Annotated in this window: 18 protein-coding genes; 7 read left to right on the top strand and 11 right to left on the bottom strand. The window is 68.6% G+C overall.

Features of this window, described 5'->3' with window-relative positions; genetic code table 11:
* Positions 1-240: 240 nt before the first annotated feature.
* From L1066_RS02775 to L1066_RS02760, 4 genes are all read left to right on the top strand, one after another.
* Positions 241-822 (top strand): ABC transporter transmembrane domain-containing protein, encoded by a 582-nt coding sequence (locus tag L1066_RS02775; protein ID WP_235734872.1) that lies wholly within the window; start codon positions 241-243, stop codon positions 820-822.
* Positions 823-905: 83 nt separating this feature from the next.
* Positions 906-1,913 carry an ABC transporter ATP-binding protein gene (locus tag L1066_RS02770; protein ID WP_235734871.1) on the top strand — a complete coding sequence of 336 codons (1,008 nt, stop codon included), beginning with the start codon at positions 906-908 and terminating at the stop codon, positions 1,911-1,913.
* Between the two features lie 87 nt (positions 1,914-2,000).
* Complete coding sequence (locus tag L1066_RS02765; RefSeq protein WP_235734870.1) at positions 2,001-3,431, top strand: aldehyde dehydrogenase family protein; 1,431 nt, start codon at positions 2,001-2,003, stop codon at positions 3,429-3,431.
* Positions 3,432-3,474: 43 nt separating this feature from the next.
* Positions 3,475-4,590 carry an NDMA-dependent alcohol dehydrogenase gene (locus tag L1066_RS02760; RefSeq protein WP_235734869.1) on the top strand — a complete coding sequence of 372 codons (1,116 nt, stop codon included), beginning with the start codon at positions 3,475-3,477 and terminating at the stop codon, positions 4,588-4,590.
* Between the two features lie 52 nt (positions 4,591-4,642).
* Here the strand turns inward: L1066_RS02760 and L1066_RS02755 are convergent, their stop codons facing one another.
* Positions 4,643-5,605, bottom strand: a complete 963-nt coding sequence (locus tag L1066_RS02755; protein ID WP_235734868.1) for a GlxA family transcriptional regulator — start codon at positions 5,603-5,605, stop codon at positions 4,643-4,645.
* 324 nt (positions 5,606-5,929) lie between these two features.
* Positions 5,930-7,399, bottom strand: coding sequence for a 30S ribosomal protein S1 (gene rpsA / locus L1066_RS02750; protein ID WP_235734867.1), 1,470 nt, complete (start codon positions 7,397-7,399; stop codon positions 5,930-5,932).
* Positions 7,400-7,825: 426 nt separating this feature from the next.
* On the opposite strand from rpsA, the gene L1066_RS02745 reads away from it, so the two are divergent.
* Both L1066_RS02745 and L1066_RS02740 read left to right on the top strand, forming a co-directional pair.
* Positions 7,826-11,341, top strand: coding sequence for an Ig-like domain-containing protein (locus L1066_RS02745; protein WP_235734866.1), 3,516 nt, complete (start codon positions 7,826-7,828; stop codon positions 11,339-11,341).
* 86 nt (positions 11,342-11,427) lie between these two features.
* Positions 11,428-12,249 (top strand): class I SAM-dependent methyltransferase, encoded by an 822-nt coding sequence (locus tag L1066_RS02740; RefSeq protein WP_235734865.1) that lies wholly within the window; start codon positions 11,428-11,430, stop codon positions 12,247-12,249.
* Between the two features lie 24 nt (positions 12,250-12,273).
* Here L1066_RS02740 and pgfA read toward each other — a convergent pair whose 3' ends face one another.
* Positions 12,274-13,215, bottom strand: coding sequence for a cell envelope lipid trafficking protein PgfA (pgfA, locus tag L1066_RS02735; RefSeq protein ID WP_235734864.1), 942 nt, complete (start codon positions 13,213-13,215; stop codon positions 12,274-12,276).
* Between the two features lie 97 nt (positions 13,216-13,312).
* Positions 13,313-14,104 carry a class I SAM-dependent methyltransferase gene (locus tag L1066_RS02730; RefSeq protein WP_235734863.1) on the bottom strand — a complete coding sequence of 264 codons (792 nt, stop codon included), beginning with the start codon at positions 14,102-14,104 and terminating at the stop codon, positions 13,313-13,315.
* Between the two features lie 66 nt (positions 14,105-14,170).
* On the opposite strand from L1066_RS02730, the gene L1066_RS02725 reads away from it, so the two are divergent.
* On the top strand, positions 14,171-15,271 hold the full coding sequence (locus L1066_RS02725; RefSeq protein WP_235734862.1) for a glycosyltransferase family 4 protein: 1,101 nt from the start codon (positions 14,171-14,173) through the stop codon (positions 15,269-15,271).
* Positions 15,272-15,352: 81 nt separating this feature from the next.
* Here the strand turns inward: L1066_RS02725 and L1066_RS02720 are convergent, their stop codons facing one another.
* The 7 genes from L1066_RS02720 to L1066_RS02690 form a co-directional block, all read right to left on the bottom strand.
* Positions 15,353-15,502 (bottom strand): hypothetical protein, encoded by a 150-nt coding sequence (locus L1066_RS02720; RefSeq protein WP_235734861.1) that lies wholly within the window; start codon positions 15,500-15,502, stop codon positions 15,353-15,355.
* A complete protein-coding gene (locus L1066_RS02715; RefSeq protein WP_235734860.1) occupies positions 15,499-15,756 on the bottom strand; it encodes a hypothetical protein in 258 nt (85 codons plus the stop codon). The genes L1066_RS02720 and L1066_RS02715 overlap by 4 nt, the downstream gene beginning before the upstream one ends.
* A 131-nt stretch (positions 15,757-15,887) precedes the next feature.
* Positions 15,888-17,207: an MmpA family trehalose lipid delivery protein gene (locus L1066_RS02710; protein WP_235734859.1), complete on the bottom strand. Its 1,320-nt coding sequence runs from the start codon at positions 17,205-17,207 to the stop codon at positions 15,888-15,890.
* 11 nt (positions 17,208-17,218) lie between these two features.
* Positions 17,219-17,794: a hypothetical protein gene (locus L1066_RS02705; protein ID WP_235734858.1), complete on the bottom strand. Its 576-nt coding sequence runs from the start codon at positions 17,792-17,794 to the stop codon at positions 17,219-17,221.
* A 2-nt stretch (positions 17,795-17,796) separates the two neighbouring features.
* Complete coding sequence (locus L1066_RS02700; protein ID WP_235734857.1) at positions 17,797-18,405, bottom strand: hypothetical protein; 609 nt, start codon at positions 18,403-18,405, stop codon at positions 17,797-17,799.
* 53 nt (positions 18,406-18,458) lie between these two features.
* A complete protein-coding gene (locus L1066_RS02695; RefSeq protein ID WP_235734856.1) occupies positions 18,459-19,424 on the bottom strand; it encodes a hypothetical protein in 966 nt (321 codons plus the stop codon).
* Positions 19,421-20,383 (bottom strand): hypothetical protein, encoded by a 963-nt coding sequence (locus L1066_RS02690; protein ID WP_235734855.1) that lies wholly within the window; start codon positions 20,381-20,383, stop codon positions 19,421-19,423. Before L1066_RS02690 ends, L1066_RS02695 begins: the two co-directional genes overlap by 4 nt.
* Positions 20,384-20,418: the final 35 nt, after the last annotated feature.

Here is a 20,418-nt window from a genome sequence, read left to right as displayed (position 1 = left end):
CTCGATCCTACTGGATTTGATCAGTCACCTCATATTGAGGTAACCTCAGCATATGATGAACCGATGACCCGAAAGGGGTGATCGCATGGAGAACCCCATGGACACCCGCAGGGGATCACGAGGATCCCGCCCCGACCCCGCCGACCAGCGGCAGCTCGAGGACTCCCCGTCCCGCTGGCCCGCATCGCCCGACTCTTCGCTCCGCACCGGAAGCGGATCGCGGTGATCGTGGCCCTGATCATGACCAGTTCCCTGACCGGACTGGCTCAACCCTTCCTGGTCCGCCACGCCATCGACCATGCGCTCCCGCACCAGGACGTCACCCTGCTGGCCTGGCTGGTCGCCGGCATGGTCGCGGTGGCCGTGGTCGGCGCCGCCATCGGCGTGACCCAGACCTGGCTCTCGACCAGCGTTGGCCAACAGGTGATGCACCGCCTGCGCACCGACCTCTTCGCCCACCTCCAACGCCAGTCGATCGACTTCTTCACCCGGACCCGCGGCGGCGAGGTCCAGTCCAGGCTCACCCACGACATCAGTGGCATGCAATCGGTGGTCACCTCGACGGCCACCTCGATCGCGGCCAACGTCACGGTGGTCCTGGGCACGGCAGCGGCCATGGTCACCTTGAGCTGGCGCCTCGCCCTGCTCTCATTGGTCGTCCTCCCTCCCGCCATCTGGCTGACCCGACAAGTGGCCACCCTGCGCCACAGGATCACTGCCGAGCGCCAACGGCGACTGGCCGATCTCCACGTCCAGGTCGAGGAGGGTCTCTCCGTCAGCGGCGTGCTCCTCAGCAAGACCCTGGGAGCCTCCCCGCCCTGACCAGCCGGTTCGAGGAGACCTCGGACGACCTGGTCGGCCTGGAGATCCGATCGCGCCTGGCCGGCCGTTGGCGGATGGCCACCATGGACATCGTCTTCGCCACCATCCCTGCGGTGATCTATCTCGCTGCAGGACTTCCGGCCACCTCCGGCGGGATGACGATCGGCACCCTCGTCGCCTTCACCGCGCTCCAGGGGACCCTGTTCCGCCCCTTGATGGCGCTGCTCAATGTCGGTGTCGACATCACCGCCTCGCTGGCACTCTTCAGCCGGATCTTCGAATACCAGGACCTGCCGGTCGAGATCGACGACCCACGCGCCCCGGTCAGGGTGGACCGAACCCGCGCGGTGGGTGCCGTCCGCTTCGAGGGGGTCTCGTTCACCTACGGTGCGGATGCCCCGGCACTGACCGACATCGATCTGCACGTCCCGCCGGGCACCACCCTTGCCCTGGTCGGCGAGACCGGGAGCGGCAAGAGCACCCTCGCCTCACTGGTGGCGCGACTGCACGACCCGACCACGGGCCAGGTGAGCATCGACGGGAACGATCTGCGCGATCTGCTCCTGACGGACGTCGCCGACCTGGTCGGCGTGGTGACGCAGGAGACCTATCTGCTCCACGCATCGGTCCGCGACAACCTGCTGCATGCGCGCCCCGCCGCCACCGACGCGGAGCTCGAGCAAGCCTGCCGAACTGCGCGCATCCACGACGTGATCACTGCACTGCCCGATGGCTACGACACGGTGGTCGGAGCCAGGGGCCACCGCTTCTCCGGGGGCGAGAAGCAACGCCTCGCGATCGCCCGAACCCTGCTCCGCGACCCGCTGGTGCTCGTGCTGGACGAGGCCACCAGCGCACTCGACAACGAGACGGAGAGACTGATCCAGGAAGCGTTGGACGGAGCCAGCGAGGGCCGGACCACCATCACGATCGCCCACCGCCTCTCCACCGTCCGCAACGCCGACCAGATCGCCGTCCTGCACGACGGAGCCGTGGTCGAGCTCGGCACCCACGAAGAACTCCTGCTGGCAGGCGGCCGCTACGCCGAGCTCGTCCGTGGCGGCAGGGAGATCGCGCCGAGCGCCGCATGAGCTGGGCGAGCCACGCTGCGCCGGGAGACTTCTCGCTCACCGGGAGCACCAGCGCTGCGATGTGACCGGGCTCATAGCGTCCGCGTGGTGACTACACATTCCCTCGTGGATGCCCAGCCGAGCGCACTGCTCGAGGCCCAGCAGCAGCGGTTCCGCCTCCAGCGCAGCAGTTCTGCCGACGAGCGCCGCTCCCGGATCCAACGAGTGATCGACATGCTCGTTGCCCACCACGGCGCCATCGCCGAGGCAGCTGATCTCGACTTCGGCGGCCGCCACCCCGGCTACTCGACCGCCAACGACGTGCTCGGGTCCCTCGCGGCCCTGAAGGACGCGCGCGACCACCTCGAGGGGTGGATGCAGTCGGAGCCGCGCTCGGCGTTCGCCCCCTACGACCAGTTGGGTGCCACCGCGTCGGTGCACTACCAACCCAAGGGATCCGTGCTGATCCTCGGCGCCTGGAACGCGCCGGTCTTCACGTTGCTGGCTCCGCTCGCAGGCGTGCTCGCAGCAGGGAACCGGGCCGTGCTGAAGCCCTCGGAGATCGCCCCAAACACGGCACAGGCAGTTGCCGACGCCATCACCGAGTTCCTCGACCCCACCGACGTGGCGCTCATCTGCGGTGGCCCGGAAGTCGCAGCGAGCCTCACGTCGCTGCCGTTCGATCACATCGTCTACACGGGTGGTCAGGCCGCTGGTCGTGCGGTGATGGCCAACGCTGCCCGCAATCTCGTACCCGTCACCCTGGAGCTCGGCGGCAAGTCGCCCGTGGTCATCGGCCGTTCGGCAGACATCGCCACCGCCGCCTTCCGGATCGCCGTCGCCAAGGGCACCAACGGCGGGCAGATCTGCGTCAACGCCGACACCACCTACGTCCCGACCGAGTCCCTGGACGCGTTCGTCGAGGCACTCCGCACGGCCTACACCGAGTTGTATCCGACGGTCGAGGGCAACCCCGACGTCACCGCGATCGTCACCGATCGTCACGCGGCACGGATCGACGGATACCTCGACGAGGCCGCAGGGCTGGGGGTACGCGTGGAGACGATCCCGGCAGAGCCGATCAGCTCTGCCGAACGCCGACGACCGCTGCGCGTGGCGGTGGACCCGCCGACCACCGCGGCGATCTCGCAGGAGGAGATCTTCGGTCCCGCCATGGTGCTGCGCACGTACGACGACCTCCGCCAGGTGATCGACGAGATCAACTCCGGCCCGAAGCCGTTGGCGCTCTACTACTTCGGTCAGGACGCGGAGGAACAGGGCACGGTCGTCGACTCCACCACCTCGGGTGGTGTCACCGTCAACGACGTGATGATGCACCCGGGGATGCTCGATGCTCCGTTCGGTGGCGTCGGCGCCTCCGGCATGGGGCACTACAACGGTCGCGAGGGCTTCTTGGAGTTCAGCCACGCGCGGACCGTGTTCGTCGCCCCCGACGTGGACCCTCGCCGCGAGTGGGGCATGCTCCCGCCGCACGCCGACGGTTACCGCGAGGGCATGGCCGCCCAGGTCACTCCGTGACCACCACCCGCATCACCACCCCACGAGACACAGGAGCAACCCGATGAAGACCCGTGGCGCGATCCTCCGCGCAGTCCCTGGCGAGTACGAGATCGCCGAGCTCGACCTCGACGAGCCTCGGCACGGCGAACTCATGATCAAGATGGTCGCAGCCGGCATGTGCCACTCCGACGACCACATCGCCTCAGGTGACACCCAGGTCGGGCACCTGCCGATGTGTGGCGGTCACGAGGGCGCCGGCGTGGTGGTCCAGGTCGGACCGGAGACCTACGGCTGGAGCGAGGGAGACCACGTCATCTTCTCCTTCCTCGCTGCCTGCGGACGCTGCCGTTGGTGTGCGAAGGGCATGCAGAACCTCTGCGACCGCGGCGCCCTGATCCTGGCTGGCACCCGGCCCGACGACCCGGAGAGCTACCGGATGAGCCTCGACGGCACGCCAGTCGCCCAGACGTGTGGGCTTTCGACGTTCAGCGAATACACGACCATCAGCGTCGAGTCGGCGGTCAAGGTCGACAAGGATCTCCCGCTGGAGACCGTGTGCCTCCTCGGCTGCGGCGTCGGCACCGGCTGGGGCGCAGCGGTCAACTCCGCCGAGGTCTATCCCGGCCAGACCGTGATCGTGATGGGCGTCGGCGGCATCGGGATCAACGCGGTCCAGGGCGCAGCCCACGCGGGTGCGGCCAACATCATCGCGGTGGACCCGGTCGCCTTCAAACGCGAGAGTGCCTTGAAGCTCGGCGCCACCCACGCGGTTGCCGACATGGAGGAGGCGACCGCGATCGCCCAGTCGTTCACCAACGGGCAGGGAGCGGACTCGGCCATCGTCACCGTGGGTGTCACGACCGGAGAGCACATCGGTGCGGCCTTCTCCTCGATCCGCAAGGCAGGCATCTGCGTGGTCACCGGACTCGGCAAGCAGACAGACTTCGGCATCCCGATCAGCGCGATGGAGCTGACCCTCTACCAGAAGCGACTGCAGGGGTCGCTCTTCGGAGCCTCCGCGCCCACCGCCGACATCCCGTGGATGATCGATCTCTACAGGTCGGGCAAGCTCAAGCTCGACGAGCTGATCACCAACACCTACAAGCTCGACGACGTCGCCCAGGGGTTCAAGGACATGCGCGAGGGTCGCAACCTACGAGGCGTCATCCTCTTCTGAGCCACCCACACGTGGGCCCGCATCCCGCCGCGGGGTGTGGGCCCCACGTGCGTCAGGCCGAGGCCTCCTCCGGCCCCCTGAAGGTACGTCGGTACTGCTGCGGGCTGACCCCTCGGCTACGCGTGAAGTGGTGGCGCAAGGTGGCGGCATTGCCCAGGCCGACGCGCGCAGCGATCCACTCCACGGGCTCGTCCGTCGACTCCAGCAACTCCTCGGCGGCAGCCACTCGCTGCGCGACGACCCAGGCGTGCGGCGTGGTGCCGCTCTCCTCCCGGAAGCGTCTCGCGAACGTCCGCGTCGACAGGTTGCTGCGTCGGGCGAGCACCGGGACCGACAGGTCTTCGGCCAGGTTCTCCCGCATCCACAGCAGCAGCGGGCCCAGCGTCTCGGCCGTGCAGTCCGGCACCGCGCGAGCAATGAACTGGGCCTGGCCGCCGTCCCTGTGGGGCGGCACCACCATCCTCCGGGCGGCGGTCGCGGCGACCGTCGCACCGAACTCCTGGCGCATCAGGTGCAGCGCTGCGTCGATCCCGGCCGCGGAGCCGGCGCCCGTGACGATCCGGTCGTCCTCGACATAGAGCACCTCCGGCTCCAGGATCCCCAACGGGAAGGCCTCGGCCATGGCAGCCGCGTGCCGCCAGTGGGTCGTGTAGCGCCGGCCGTCGAGCAGGCCCGCGTGACCGAGGATCCAGGCCGCCGTGCAGTGGGCAAACACCCAGGCACCACGTCGTGCGGCTGCGCGGGCGACCTCGATCACCTCTGGTTCTGGCACCGGGGAGTCGCGCACCGGCGCGAAGCACACCAGGTCGGCATCAGCCGCGAGCTCCAACCCCTCGTCGACGAAGAGGTCGAAGCCGCTGGACCCGCGCACCCGTCCCGGCCGTGGCGTGACCACATGGAAGTCGAAGACCGGATTGTCGTCCTCGACATGGTGCGGCTCGGCCCAGACCTCGCACATCGCGCCGAGACCGAACGCCTCGACTCCGTCCTGGACGACCACCACGACCTTCTTCATGCCAGTCATCCTGCTCCGCGATTGGCAGGAAATCAATGAGGGAATGCACATCTGCCACTGGTGGCAGGAAACAGTCAGGAGAAGAATTCCTGCCATGACCCTCGTGATCCTCTTCCTCGTCCCCCTCGCCCTTTCCCTGGTCCTGGCGCCCGTCGTCCTGCATGACCGCGCCGGGATGACCCACCCCAAGAACGACCGCGCAGCCATCCCCGCGACACGTTCTTCCCGACCAACTAGGCCGACAACACACGAGGGCCCGGATCCTTGCGGATCCGGGCCCTTGTTGGTGCTTCAGCGACGCATCGCGTCACTCACGCGTGGCGCTCAGGCGCCACCGGTGAGCTTCTCGCGAAGCGCCTGCAGCGCCTCGTCAGAAGCCAGCGAGCCGCCAGTGGCGGTCGTGTCGGCCTCCGGCTGGCTCGAGTAGGAGGTGGCCTCGCCAGCCTCCGCCTCGGCAACCTTGGCCTCGGCCTGCTGCTTGACGTGTGCCTCCCAGCGGGCGTGCGCCTTGGCGTACTGCTCTTCCCAGGCGATGCGCTGCTCGTCGTAGCCCTCGAGCCATTCGCCGGTCTCGGGGTCGAAGCCCTCGGGGTAGATGTAGTTGCCCTGCTCGTCGTACGACGCCGTCATGCCGTAGAGCGTCGGGTCGAACTCCTCCGCGTCGGCAGCCGTGGCGGTCTCGTTGGCCTGCTTGAGCGACAGCGAGATCCGGCGACGCTCGAGGTCGATGTCGATGATCTTGACCATGACGTCGTCGTTGACCTGGACGACCTGCTCGGGGATCTCCACGTGGCGCTCGGCCAGCTCGGAGATGTGCACGAGGCCCTCGATGCCCTCCTCGACACGGACGAACGAGCCGAAGGGCACCAACTTGGTGACCTTGCCGGGCACGATCTGACCGATCTGGTGGGTGCGGGCGAAGTGCTGCCACGGGTCTTCCTGGGTGGCCTTGAGCGACAGGGAGACGCGCTCGCGGTCCATGTCGACGTCGAGCACCTCGACGGTGACCTCGTCGCCCACGGTGACGACCTCGGACGGGTGGTCGATGTGCTTCCAGGACAGCTCGGAGACGTGCACCAGGCCGTCGACGCCACCGAGGTCGACGAACGCACCGAAGTTGACGATCGAGGAGACGACACCCTTGCGGATCTGACCCTTCTGGAGCTGGGTCAAGAAGCCCTGGCGAACCTCGGACTGGGTCTGCTCGAGCCAGGCACGGCGCGACAGGACCACGTTGTTGCGGTTCTTGTCGAGCTCGATGATCTTGGCCTCGAGGGTCTGACCGACGTAGGGCTGCAGGTCGCGGACGCGACGCATCTCCACCAGCGACGCCGGGAGGAAGCCACGGAGGCCGATGTCGAGGATGAGGCCGCCCTTGACGACCTCGATGACGGTGCCCTCGACGACGCCGTCCTCTTCCTTGACCTGCTCGATGGTGCCCCAGGCGCGCTCGTACTGTGCGCGCTTCTTGGACAGGATCAGGCGGCCTTCCTTGTCCTCCTTCTGGAGGACGAGCGCCTCGACGGAGTCGCCGACGGAGACGACCTCGGAGGGGTCCACGTCGTGCTTGATGGACAGCTCGCGCGAGGGGATGACGCCCTCGGTCTTGTAGCCGATGTCCAGCAGGACCTCGTCGCGGTCCACCTTGACGATGGTGCCGTCGACGATGTCGCCGTCGTTGAAGTACTTGATCGTCTGGTCGATGGCGGCCAGGAAGTCCTCTTCCGACCCGATGTCATTGATCGCGACCTGCGGGGCGTCGTAGTCAGGAAGAGAGGAGATGGTGCTCGTCATAGGGGAAAGGATTCCTCGGTGGATGGAGTCGTGCGGACACGCCACCAGCCCGGTTTCACCGCCTCATCGGGGCGGTGAGCGAGCATCCTCTCTGTCCGGGACGCAAGCAGACTTCTGGCGCAACAATAAAGACTACGCGGGTGGGGTCACACCCGTCCAACCGGGGCCTCCCACAGACCGCGTGCACCCCCGGCGCCGGCCCGTGGCCCGGCTGTGCGCGGGAAACGTTCGCGGACTTCGTCACCAACGCGCCGCCCTGTCGTTGCTCGTGAACAAAGCACGATCACGACTGATGCACATCCCCAATCTGGGGGAGTTTTGTCAAAGCGAGGACAGGTCCGGTCTGGACCAGTAACGCTGTCCTCGGCATCACGCACCGCAATTGTTCTTAACCCCCTGATGGGGGCAGAGGGAGGATCCCGGGAAATGAGAATCCGCAGAGCGATAGCGGGGGCAGCCAGCCTGTCCCTCGCCGCCACACTCACGATGGTCACGCTGGGCAGCACGCCAGCCAGCGCTGCACCACTACCGGCGGCGTACGGAGCAAGCGCTCAGGCCGACGTGGCGACACTATCGGCCAGCCTCCTCGGCGGGAGTCTCGCTGGGCTCGTGCTCGGACACGCCGAGGCTGCTGTCGACAGCACCGCACCCAGCGCCAACGCGTCGGCGCTCTCCAGGAACGCGCAGTTGTCGGTCGTCGGCCTTCCGATCACTGTCGACGAGCAGAGCAGCAGCGCTCCGCCGAGCCAGAACCCCGCCGCGAGCACCCTGCTGCCACTCAACCTCTCCCCCGTGGCGGACCTCGGTGTGATCTCAGGCGACACCGAGGCTTCCTACACCGACGCAAACACCTGCATCCCGGCCACCAATGGTCAGCGGGTCCTCTCCGACGCCAAGACCTCCTTGGCCGGCCTGACCGTGCTGGAAGTGCTCGGACTCGGCAATCTGGTGGAGGTCGGAGCCTCCGACGTGCAAACCACCACGTTGCTCGACGACTCCGACGGCGACGATGCCTCCGACGTAGTCTCCACCGCGAAGGCCACCGTGGGCGACATCGGGCTCCTCGGCGGCACGGTGCGCGTCGAGGTGACCTCGCCGGTCACCCTTCGGGCCACCTCCAACGGCACCACCGGGACCGCTGGATTCGTCGATCCGCCCATCGTGGTGGCGCACCTGGGGTCCACGGAGATTCCGATTCCCCTCAACGGCACTCCTGTGGACGTCGCCGTACCCAACCCGCTGGTCGACCTGAAGATCACAGCCTTCTCCCCGACCGACCAGTCGAACGGCGCCACGGGTGAGGCCGATCTGCAGTCGCTGCTGCGGATCCAGCTCAAGGTGCTCGCCGTTCTTCCGGGGGTGCCCGCAGTTGCCGATGTCGACCTCAGCCTGGTCCCCCTGCACGTCAAGGCGACCGCCCCCACCGGCGGCGTCGAGTGCCCAGTGGCACCGATCGACTCCGACGGCGACGGGCTCTCCGACGAGGAGGAGGACGAGCTCGGTACCGATCCGAACAACCCCGACACCGACGGCGACGGACTCTCCGACTACGAGGAGGTCCACGGCACGGAGAACCCGTTCGGCAACGAACCGACCGACCCGCTGGAGGCCGACTCCGACGGAGACGGCCTCACCGACGGCGAGGAGGTCACCGGCTCCGAGAACAATCTCTACGACAACGAGCCGACCAACCCGAACGAAGCCGACACCGACGGAGACGGCCTCACCGACAGCCAGGAGATCGACCTCACCGGCACCGACCCCAACAATCCCGACACCGACGGTGACGGCACCAACGACTTCGACTCCGACAACGACGGAGACGGCCTCACCAACGGCGAGGAGGTCACCGGCTCCGAGAATGACGACTTCGACAACGAGCCGACCAACCCCAACGAGGCCGACACCGACGGCGACGGCATCAACGACGGCGACGAGATCGACAACCAGACGAACCCCAACGACGCCAACTCGCCGGCTGCCACCACGATCGTGACCCCGGCCGCCGGTAGCACGACCAGCGACACCACGCCGACGGTGACCGGCACGACCGAGCCCAACCGCGACGTCGTCGTGACCATCAGCGACGGCACCACCGACGTCGCCACGGGCACCGTCACGGCCGGTCCTGACGGCAACTGGACCTTCACTCCCGACACCGATCTGCCCGACGGGGACTACACCGTGACCGTCGACGGTGACGCCAACGGCGTCGGTGTGGACGACACCCGGGACTTCACGATCGACTCCGCGGCCCCGTCGGACACCGTGATCATCAGCCCAGCCGAAGGTGACGTGATCAACGACGCCACTCCGGAAATCACCGGCACCGGCGAACCCGACACCCAGATCACCGTCACCATCGACGACGGCGACCCGGTCACCGTCGATGTGGACGCAGACGGCAACTGGGCCCACACCCCCGACGCCGACCTCAGCGACGGCGAGCACACCGTCACCGTCGAGGGCAACGGCACCACGGACGACGTCACCTTCACCGTCGACACCGAGGCCCCCGAGGCACCGGCCATCACCGCACCTGCCGACGGCTCCACGACGGCCAACCCGACTCCGACCGTCACCGGCACCGGCGAACCCGGCGCCACGGTCGCGGTCGAGGTCGACGGCAACCTCGTCGGCTCCCCGATCGTCGACAGCAGCGGCAACTGGGAGCTCACTCTCACCACGCCACTGGCCCCGGGACCCCACACGATCACGGTGACCCAGACGGACGAGGCGGGCAACACGTCCGACGCCGACAGCGTTGACTTCACCGTGGGCGCCGCAACCGTGGCCGACACCGTGATCACCAGCCCCGCCGACGGCGACCAGATCGCGGACGCCACCCCGGAGATCACCGGCACCGGCGAGCCGGGCACCGACGTGACCGTCACCATCGACGACGGCGACCCGGTCACCGTCCCCGTCGACCAGGACGGCAACTGGTCGCACACTCCCGGCGCCGACCTCACCGAGGGCGAGCACACCGTCACCGTCGAGGGCAACGGCACCACGGACGACGTCACCTTCACCGTCGACACCGAAGCGCCGGCCCAGCCGGTGATCACCAGCCCGAGTGAGGGCGACACGGTCACCGACACGACTCCGACCGTCACCGGCACCGGCGAACCCGGCGCCACGATCGCGGTCACCGTTGACGGCTCCCCTGCCGGCACCAGCACCGTCGGGCCGGATGGCAACTGGTCGTTCGACATCTCCACGCCGCTCGCCAACGGCCCGCACACCGTGGAGGTCACCCAGAGTGACGAGGCCGGCAACGAGTCCGACCCCGCCGAGGTCGGGTTCACCGTCGACGGACTCCCCGTCGACACCGACGGCGACGGCCTCACCGACGACGAGGAGGCCGAGCTGGGCACGGACCCGCGGAAGAAGGACACCGACGGTGACGGCCTGACCGACTTCCAGGAGGTCAAGGGCTCCGCCAACACGAAGTACGGCAAGTTGCCGACCAACCCCTTGAACAAGGACACCGACGGTGACGGCATCAACGACGGCGTCGAGGTCAAGGGCTTCAAGATCAAGCAGAAGGTCGCCAAGAAGGGCAAGAAGGCCAAGAACATCGGCAAGGTCTTCACCAACCCGAACAACAAGGACACCGACGGCGACGGCATCAACGACGGCAAGGAGCGCAAGGGCTTCAAGGTCAAGCAGAAGGTGCTGACGAAGAAGAAGTCCTACCGGATCGGGAAGGTGATGACCGACCCGACGAAGAAGGACACCGACGGCGATGGCCTGACCGACAAGCAGGAACGGACCGGTTCGAAGAACAAGCGCTACAAGAAGCGGAAGACCGACCCGACGCACTGGGACACCGACCGTGGTGGCAAGAGCGACGGACGTGAGGTGAAGAAGGGCTCCGACCCGACTCGCTACACCTCCGGTCCCCTCAACCCGCGCGTGATCATGCCCAGGTTGTTCTGAGCGACTGCACAGCCCAGGACGGGGCGCCGGCGCTGCCGGCGCCCCGTCCGCCATTTCCGCAGGTGGCGCGCCGTACTCTTGTCCGCGTGGAAGCACCAGCTCACCCGCCCGTGACGGCGGAGCGTCGGCCAGCCGACGAGGACGAGTCCCGCCGAGCCAATCGCCGCGACTGGGACCGCTACGCAGACGAGTACCAGGCCACGCACGGGGCCTTTCTCGGAGACATCGGATTCGTCTGGGGCCCAGAGGGAACCTCCGAGAAGGAAGTCGGAGCCCTCGGCGACGTGCACAGCCTGGACGTGCTCGAGCTCGGTTCCGGCGCCGGACAGTGTTCGCGCTGGGTCTGCTCGAACGGCGGCCGGGCTGTCGGCCTGGATCTCTCCCACCGGCAGTTGCAGCATTCGCTGCGCATCGATGACGCCACGGGCGTGAAGGTGCCCTCCGTGCAGGCGACCGCGACCGCGCTCCCCTTCGCGGCCGAGAGTTTCGACATCGTCTTCTCGTCGTTCGGCGCGCTGCAGTTCGTCGCCGATGGCGAGCGGCTGCTCGAGGAGATCTCACGGGTGCTCCGGGCCGAAGGGCGGTTCGCCTTCTCGGTGACCCATCCGACGCGGTGGATGTTTCCCGACGACCCCGGCCCCGAGGGGCTGGTTGCGTCACAGTCCTACTGGGACCGCACGCCGTACGTCGAGGTGGACGACGTCACCGGCGATGTCGCCTACGTCGAGCACCACCGCACCATCGGTGACTGGATCGACCTGCTCACCGGGGCCGGCCTGGCGCTGACCCGTTTCATCGAACCCCAGTGGCCCGAGGACCATGAGCGGGTCTGGGGCGGCTGGTCGCGTACCCGGGGCCTGTTGACCCCGGGTACGGCGATCTTCGTAGCCGACCGACTCCGTCATTGACGCAGCCGGCCGGCCCCGACGGGCTCAGGCCTCGGCGTGCTCGCCGCCGCTGCGGCGCATCCGCACGACCGCCCAGGCGAGGAGCGCCACGCCCAGGATCAGGAAGATCAGCGGGAGCAGCGTGCGCAGCAGGAAGAGCATGGTGCTCAACGAGCCGTAGGTGTCGACGTTCTCCTTGATCGTCTTCGCATCGAACTGGGTGTCGACGTCGGTGGTGACCACGCGGTCCTCACCGTCGTAGCGGATGGTGTTGTATTGCTGCTCCAACCGCTTGATCACCACTCCGGTGCGCGGCTCCACCCACAACGTGCGGATGTTGGAGTAGGTCATCTCGGCATCGACGTTGCCTTCGGCGTCTTCACCGATGACGCTGGCCGGCACCTCCTGGGTGGCGGTGACCGTGGGCTCGATCGTCTGGGTGAACTTGTAGGTGCCCAGTCCCTCGACGTCCTCCTCCTTGACGTATCGGATCGGCACCGCCTCACCGAGGTCGGCATCCCACCACTCGTAGGTCTTCTTCTCGGTGTTGAAGGGGAACTTCACGAGCAGTCCGTCCCGCTTGACCTCCTCGTTGGCCCCTTCCACGTCACCTTGGAACTCGCCGCAGCAGTTCACCGCCTCGCCGGTGTGGGCGTCGAACGCGATCCGCTCGATGCTGCGCGACCGGACGACACCGTCGGTGCTCCTCGTCGACGTGCTGGTCTCCCACACCACCACACCGTCGGGCGCGTTCTCGGTCTCCTTGATCAGGCCGACCGTCTTCGCCGTCGTCGTCAGGTCGGTCGTGATGTTGCTGAGCGACCCCGTGTCGAAGAGATTGGCATCGGGGCCCACCAGGACGTTCACCGAGTTCTGGTCGATCGGCGCCACCGCCAACTTGTCGTAGGCGTAGAAGCGCAGGAGCGCCGCCACCACCACCAAGAAAATCCCGACACCAATCAGGATCTGGCTTGTCTTACCGCGCATGATGCCCCTCCCTACGGACGTGGTGGGTACCGCCGACCCGGCGATGCCCATCGCGCCGCGCTGCCACGCGGCGCCGTGATGTTAGCAACATCACAGGTCAATTGCCCCACTTCGGCTCGGCCGTGTCCCGATCGTTGCCAACCCGGCGCAGGACGAGCCACAGGTTCCAGGTGAGGAATTCACGCACCACCGGGACCCGCAACAGGAAACGTGACCAGGGAGGGAGATAGCGGGGACGCGCCTCCAAGAGCTCCAGGGTCGTCGACTGCCTCGCCCAACGCAGCCCTTCTGCCACGGACGCGGCATACATCGACTCGCCGAAGACGTTCTTCGGCGCCTTGCCGTGCTTGCGTGCATAACGGCGCGCGGCTCGGTGACCACCGAAGTAGTGCCACGGCGACGTCTCGTGCCCACCCCACGGACCGAGCCACGCCGTGTAGCTCAGCACGACCAGCCCTCCCGGGCGTACGGCGCTCGCCATCCGGTCCGCGACCGCCGGCAGGTCGGGCACGTGCTCGAGCAGATTGCTGGAGAAGACGATGTCGACGCTTCCCTCACCGAACGGAGCAGCCTCGGCCAGCGCCTGCACCGAGAGCGGATGGCGACGGTGCGAGGTGATCTCTGCGTGGTCGGCGTCCACCACCACCGACCGGGCACCGTGTCGCGCGAAGGCCTCGGAGTAGAACCCGGGACCGCCGCCGAAGTCGATGACACTCTTGCCGGCCAGCGTCGTGTGCCGCGACATCAACGTGACTGCGTCCTCCGCGATCAGGCTGTAGAAGCCGACCGGGTCGGTCTGCTCGGTCAGGAAGGAGCGGAAGAGGCGGACGCTGCGGCGCAGATCGTCACCCGATCCAGCACGACGCGTTGCGAGGGGTCCCTTGGTCACGTGAGGAATGTTACTGTCTGGTACTGCTTCGCTTGGGGAGGGAGACTCATGCGGACGTCCAAAGGCATGGACAGATCTTCGGATCATGTGGCGTTCCTCAGCTGGCGCGACCCGTGGCACCCCGAGGCCGGGGGCTCGGAACGCTGGCTGCAACAGGTCGCCGAACGCATGGCCGCGGGCGGGGACCGCGTCACCGTGGTGACCGCCCGCTATGGCGCAAGCGTGCCGCGCGAGGTGCGCAACGGCGTACGTTACGTCCGCCGCGGAGGCCGGTTGTCGGTCTACCTGTGGGCCGCGTGGTTGCTGTTGACCAAGCAGCTCGGGCGGGTGACGTCCGTGGTCGAGGTGCAGAACGGAATGCCGTTCCTCGCCAGGCTCTTCACCGAGGCACGGGTCGTCGTACTCGTGCATCACGTGCACCGGGAGCAGTGGCCGGTGGTCGGGCCGGTGCTGGCCAAGGTGGGCTGGCTCATGGAGTCGCGAGTCGCCGTACGCGTCAACAGGGGGCTGCGCTACCTCGCGGTCAGCGACGTGACCCGTGCCGAGTTGGTCCAACTGGGCGTCGATCCGCAGGCGATCAGCCTGGCGTGGAACGGCACCGACCCGGTCCCCGAGCTGCCCGGCCTGGAACAGACACGACAGCCGAGCCTCGTGGTGTTGGGCCGGCTCGTGCCGCACAAGCGGGTCGAGCACGCCGTGGCCGCGACAGCCGCACTGCGCGACGACTTCCCCGGCCTCACCCTGCGAGTGGTCGGCTCCGGCTGGTGGGAGCAGGAGCTGCGTCAGGAGACCAAGCGCCGGGGCGTCGACGATGTTGTCACCCTCGTCGGCCACGTCAGCGAGACGGAGAAGTACCGCGAGCTCGGCCGGGCGTGGATCCACCTGCTCCCGTCGTTGAAGGAGGGCTGGGGCCTGAGCATCATCGAGGCCGCCCAAGTGGGCGTGCCCTCCGTCGCCTACGCCGACGCCGGCGGGGTGCGCGACTCGATCCTCGACGGAACCACCGGGCTGCTGGCACACGACGAGGCCGACTTCATCGACGCCGTACGTCGTCTGCTCGCCGACGACGAGCTGCGCAGGGACCTCGGCCACAAGGCGCAGTTGCGCACGGCCGAGTTCACGTGGGAGGCCACCACCGCCGCGGTGCGCAGGGCACTGAGCAACTGACGCAGCTCAGCCGGACGACGACGTGGCCCCCGGGAACCTTCCCGGGGGCCACGTCGGTGTCTGTGGGTGAAGAGGGTCGAATCAGTCGTCGGCGTAGGTGACGTTGGCGCCGTTGACGATGGTCGGGACGGAGCCCTTGTCGATGGTCGCCGCCTGGTAGGCCTGCACACCGCCCACAACCGTGACCGAGGCAAGCCCGGCCCCGACGAGGCCGAAGATGATCGAGTTCATGTAGTCCCTCCGCGGACGTGTTGGTCGCTCTCCCGCCGGTGACTATACCCGCGGAACCGCCCCAACGGGAGAATCAGCGTGGCCAAGATCACCAGGACGCCGAGGTCGACGACCAGGAGCCACTCCCGTTGGTCGTCACCGGTCGGGTCCACCGCTCCGGTCAGCTGCACCACGACGAGGCGGTCACCCCGGTGCACCACCTCTCCTGCGGGCAGCACGGCATCGACCTTGCCGTCGTGGGCGTGAGCGATCACCCACGAGACCCCCGAGTCGCGGAGCAACCGTGGTCAACGCGTCGCGGTCGTCGAGCACCCGTCGGATGTCCGCGGCCAGCGCGTCCTCCCCACCACCGTGCCACCGGCGACCTCGAGGGAGTCGTCGGTGATCACGTCGCCGGGAAAGAACCGCGGCGCAGGATCCAGCACGGCATGCCCACCGTTCCAGTCGAAGCGACGGTAGAGCCCGAACGGCAGCACCACCGTGCGACCGTCGGCCGCACCGGCCCGCTCCAGCTGACTGCGGACGTCGTGCCACTCCTGCGGGTAGGCGTGGGGAGCCAGGGTGCCGGCGAGACCCCAGCCCGTGGTGGGGAGCACCAGCACCGGAAGCGCCGCCCAGGCCACCAGCAACGGCCCCGGCCGGGCGCCACGACCCCGGGTCCACGCGGCCCACGGCGTCGGCCGCCTCCGCCGCTCCCCAGCAGAGCCCCGGCAACGCCAGTTGCCATCCACTTCTGTGAGTCCCGCAGCAGGCCACCCCCGGGGATGGTGGTGACCAACCACTCCGCGACCCGCTCTCCCGCTCCGACCGTCGGGAGGAGAGTGAGGACGAGGCCGACTCCGACCAAGCTCAGGAGAGGCACGGCCACGGCTGGATCTCGTCGTCGCGCTAGCACCAGGCCCGCGAATGCCGCCAGTGACAAGCCGACCCCCACGCCGGAGAGCAGCCAGGAGTCACGCGCAGCCACGGCCACCGACTCCTTCCAGATGCCGCCCAGACTGAGCACCGACCCCAGCACGCCCCAGGGTGAGTCGGCCCGGGCCGCGAAGGCCTGGACGCCGAAGGGGTCGGCCGGGGTGGCAGCGGTGTTGACGATCCCCGGCAGCAGCCACGGAAGATTCACCACGAGGGCCAGGCCCAGCGCCGGACCCAGGAGCCTCGGCCGGGGTACGACCATGGCCAGCAGGACGAACGCTGCCAGCACTCCACCCGTCGGACTGGTCAAGCCGGCCAGGGCGAGCGGCCAGCACACGGCTCGCCAGCCGCCCGCTTCACGGGCCCGCAGGCGTTGGGCACCGACGACCACCCACGGCAACATGGCGTAGCCGACGAGCAGCGCCCAGTGGCCGATGGCCAGCCGTTCGTGCACGAACGGGTTCCACACCGCCAGCACGGTCGCGACGGCCCTGGCGCCGGTGGAACGGTGCGCGGTCAGGGCCGCCGCGCCGGCACCGGCGAGCGTCAACGTGAGGACGAGCAACAACTTCTGTACGACGTCACCCGGCAACACGGTCCCCAGTGCCCAGGTGACGGCGTCGGTCGGCACCGCCCGCGGCACCGACCCGTCAGCGCCGATCCAGCGTGGCTTCCAGGGCTGGTCCGGAACGAAGACCATGTCGCCGACCAGGGCGTAGCCCCGACCGAGCAGCAGCGGGCCGAGCAACGTCACCGCCAACAACAGTGGCAGCCCCCACCCGAGGACCAACCCTCGGACCCTCAACCCAGCCACGGCACACCCGCCCGGACGTCACTCACGCACTGGCCATCACCCGATGCGGTCGATCCGGGCAACGGCGTCACCCAGGCACTCAGATCACCGGGCCCTGCCGGGAGCCGGAACCAGACGGTGCGCAGCCCCGGCTCGACGGCCACTCCCTGCTCGACCGTGCCGATCCTCAGGTGCAGCACCACCGGCTCGTCGAGCAGCAGTCCCACCTGGACCAGGCGATCACGTTCCGAGTCGCCGATGTCGGTCAGCGCGGTGGGTCGGTCCCGGACCCGCCAGCCGCAGTCGGCGCCCGGACCCCGCGCCTGCACCTCCTCCAGGAGCTGTGGCGGCGCCAATGCGCCAGTCGGGCCCGGCACGAGCGCCGAGCTCCCGGGCTGGTCGAAGACGACGTCGCGTTGGACGGCTGCCAGCGCCTCCGGTGTGGTGGTGCTGATCGACACCGGAGCCGGCGACATCGTCGCGAAGACGAGGGCGTCGCCAGCCACCTCCGAATCTGCCATCAGCCTGTCGACGTAGTCGAGACCCTGGTCACGCTGCACCACCGGGAGCAACTGCACACTCATCGTCAGCGTCGCGAGGAACACCCCGGCCGTCGCAGCTGCGGGCCGCCGCAGGCCACCGCGACGGGCCGCACGGCCGCGAGGCGTGGCACCGCGAAGGCAGCGCACGCACCGATCACCATCACGGGCAACCAGTCGGTGACGTAACGCGGGTCCCGGGCGACCAGGCCGAGGAAGTCCGGTCGTCCCGTGGCCAGTACTGCGAAATCGACAGCGAGCACCCCCGCGACGAGGAGCCAGCCCTCGAAGGCTCGCCACCCGTTGCGGATTGCGCTCGCAGTGACCAGGGCCAGCACGACGACCACGGCGAGAGCCACCATCAGGGCGCCGGTCTCCGGGTAGAGCGAGTTGGACGCCCCGTCGACGTGCCACGGGATGCCGAACACGCCGGGCAGTGCCATCTGCAGAACCGTGGCGTGGAATGCCTCCACCAGGGTCTGGTCACGCTGCGAGGAGAAGGTCTCGGTCGTGGTCAGGTTGAGGTAGAGGCCCAGATAGCCCACCCACAGCACCAGGTGTGCCGCCCACCAGCGCCAGCTGCGTAGGAGTTGTCTCGGCCGACTGAGCAGCGGCCGATCAGCGAACACCACCAACAGGTGCACGGCCACTGTCACGGGCAGGATCAGCAGCGCCTTCTCCCAGAAGAGCAGGCCGGCTGCATGGGCGATCAGCGGAGCGTGCCCCAGGCGACCTGGTGCCGGGAGTCGCGTTGCATCCGCACCAGGCCGAGCAACGTGGCGAGGAGGAAGACCTGCAGTGGCAGAGCCTGCAGTCCAGCCGCGAACCAGGCGCCGGTGATCAACCCCAGCGGGGTGAAGAGGTAGGCAGTGAATGGCACCAGCAACCAGGCGGACCGAGGGAAGAGGGTCCGCAGCAGCGTCCACAGAAGGATCGAGGCCAACGCCTGGGTCATCACCAGCACCGCTGCGGCGACGCCGAAGCTCTCGCTGGTTCCCGAGATCAACCAGTAGACGACGTACTGACCGATCTCGAGGTGGCCGGAGTAGTCACGCACCAGGAACTCCCGCGTGAAGCCGAGCTCGTGGGCCAGGAAGAGGTGCCTGAAGTCGTCCTGCCAGAACCACGATCCCGCAGCGAGCACCCCACGAAGCAGCGCCTGCCCGGCCACGAGGAGCAGCGCCACCGCGGTGAGCCGGTCGACCGGGGGCAGCGGTGGCCGCCGCAGCCGAACGAGGCGAGGTCGAACCGCAGCGCCGACCAGGAGTCCGACGCCCAACGCCGCAGCGCCGTTGGCGAGTTGATCGGGTTGGCTGCCGAGCGCCCACGCCGCGGCCACACCCGCCACGGCGAGCGCACCAGCTGCGACGGCAAGGAGCCCTCCGGTGGGCAGCACGACTGCAGCCGCCACGCCCAGTCCGCTCCACGGTCCGCCGACCACGAGAAGTACGAACCCGACCGCGGCCCAGCCCACCCACCGTCGGCGCGCTGACCGAGGGTTCGCGCCCGCGGCCTCGTCAGGCGTGACCTCCTCGGCTGCCTCCTCCGCCGCCGACGTGTTGCGGCGCCACGTCTCCCTCCCCGCGGCGAGTGCTGCCATGACAAGGAGGAGCAGGGCCAACAGGCCCCCGAAGCCGAGCGCCACCCGGTAGGGCTGGTCCGGGGTGAAGGTCACGGTGACCTTCCCCCGTCGCCGGCTGGGACGACGTACCCCTGTTGCCAGCCGTCGAGCGTGACCTGTCGCAGTTCCTTGCCATCGATCTCGGCGCGCCAACCGGGATTGGTGTTCTCGGCGATCCTGAGCACCGCCGCCTCTCCCGGTCCGACCCGCACGGTTCGCTCGCTGTCGTCCCAGCTGAGCACGTCGAAGTCACGGCCCGTCCCACGAACGGAGTCGGCGCGGCCGTCGAAGGCCAAGGTGTCGGGAGCGAACTGGAGGGTGGGCGCCACCTGGACGCGGTGGCTTCCCTCGGCCAACCCGACCGGCCCACCACACACCTCCCACCGCAACGTCGACCCACGGAGCAGGTCGGCCAACTGCCCCGTGACGCTGGTACGACGGACGCGCCCGTCGATGACGACCTCTGGACCCAGACCACATGCAGCACCGACCCGCGCATCGCGATCAGGTGCGTGCCGTAGGTCCTCGGCACCGTCCAGCACGACCTCGGCGATGCCCAGCGGGAGGTCGCGGAACTCGCCAGCGCCCTCGGGAGCCTCGAAGTCGATCCGGATCCGGCCATCGACGCGGAGTGGTTCGAAGGTGCCCAGCCCGTCGAGCCGGACCCGGCGCTGCTCGCCGCCCGAGCGGATGACCGCGGTTGCGGGTCGGACCGAGGGCTGGTCGGCGGCCACGATGCGAATCCGATCGATCGTGCGTGCCCTGCCCTGCCAACGCCAGACGAGGGTGGCCTCGCGCCGGCCCCGCTCGCCCAGCCAGGCCGTGTCGTCGCGGCCGTCGAAGGCGAAGAGGCCCGCCACGGCCGGATCGCCGGAGCGGACCCGATCGGCGGTGACCCACGCCTGACCTCCCAACGGTGCGAGCAGGTCGGCCACTGCCGCACCGGCGACAGGCACCACGGTGCCCGAGAGCCTCCAGCGTCCCGCCTCCGCAACCCGGAAGCTGCGGTCCAACCCGACCTCCTCCCTGCCACGACCGTGTCGGCGTC

It is taken from the genome of Nocardioides alcanivorans (genome assembly GCF_021555175.1).
In the GTDB taxonomy this organism is placed as follows: Bacteria; Actinomycetota; Actinomycetes; order Propionibacteriales; family Nocardioidaceae; genus Nocardioides; species Nocardioides alcanivorans.
Note: the sequence above shows the minus strand (reverse complement) of the source record. Positions and strands in the feature narration are given on the sequence as shown.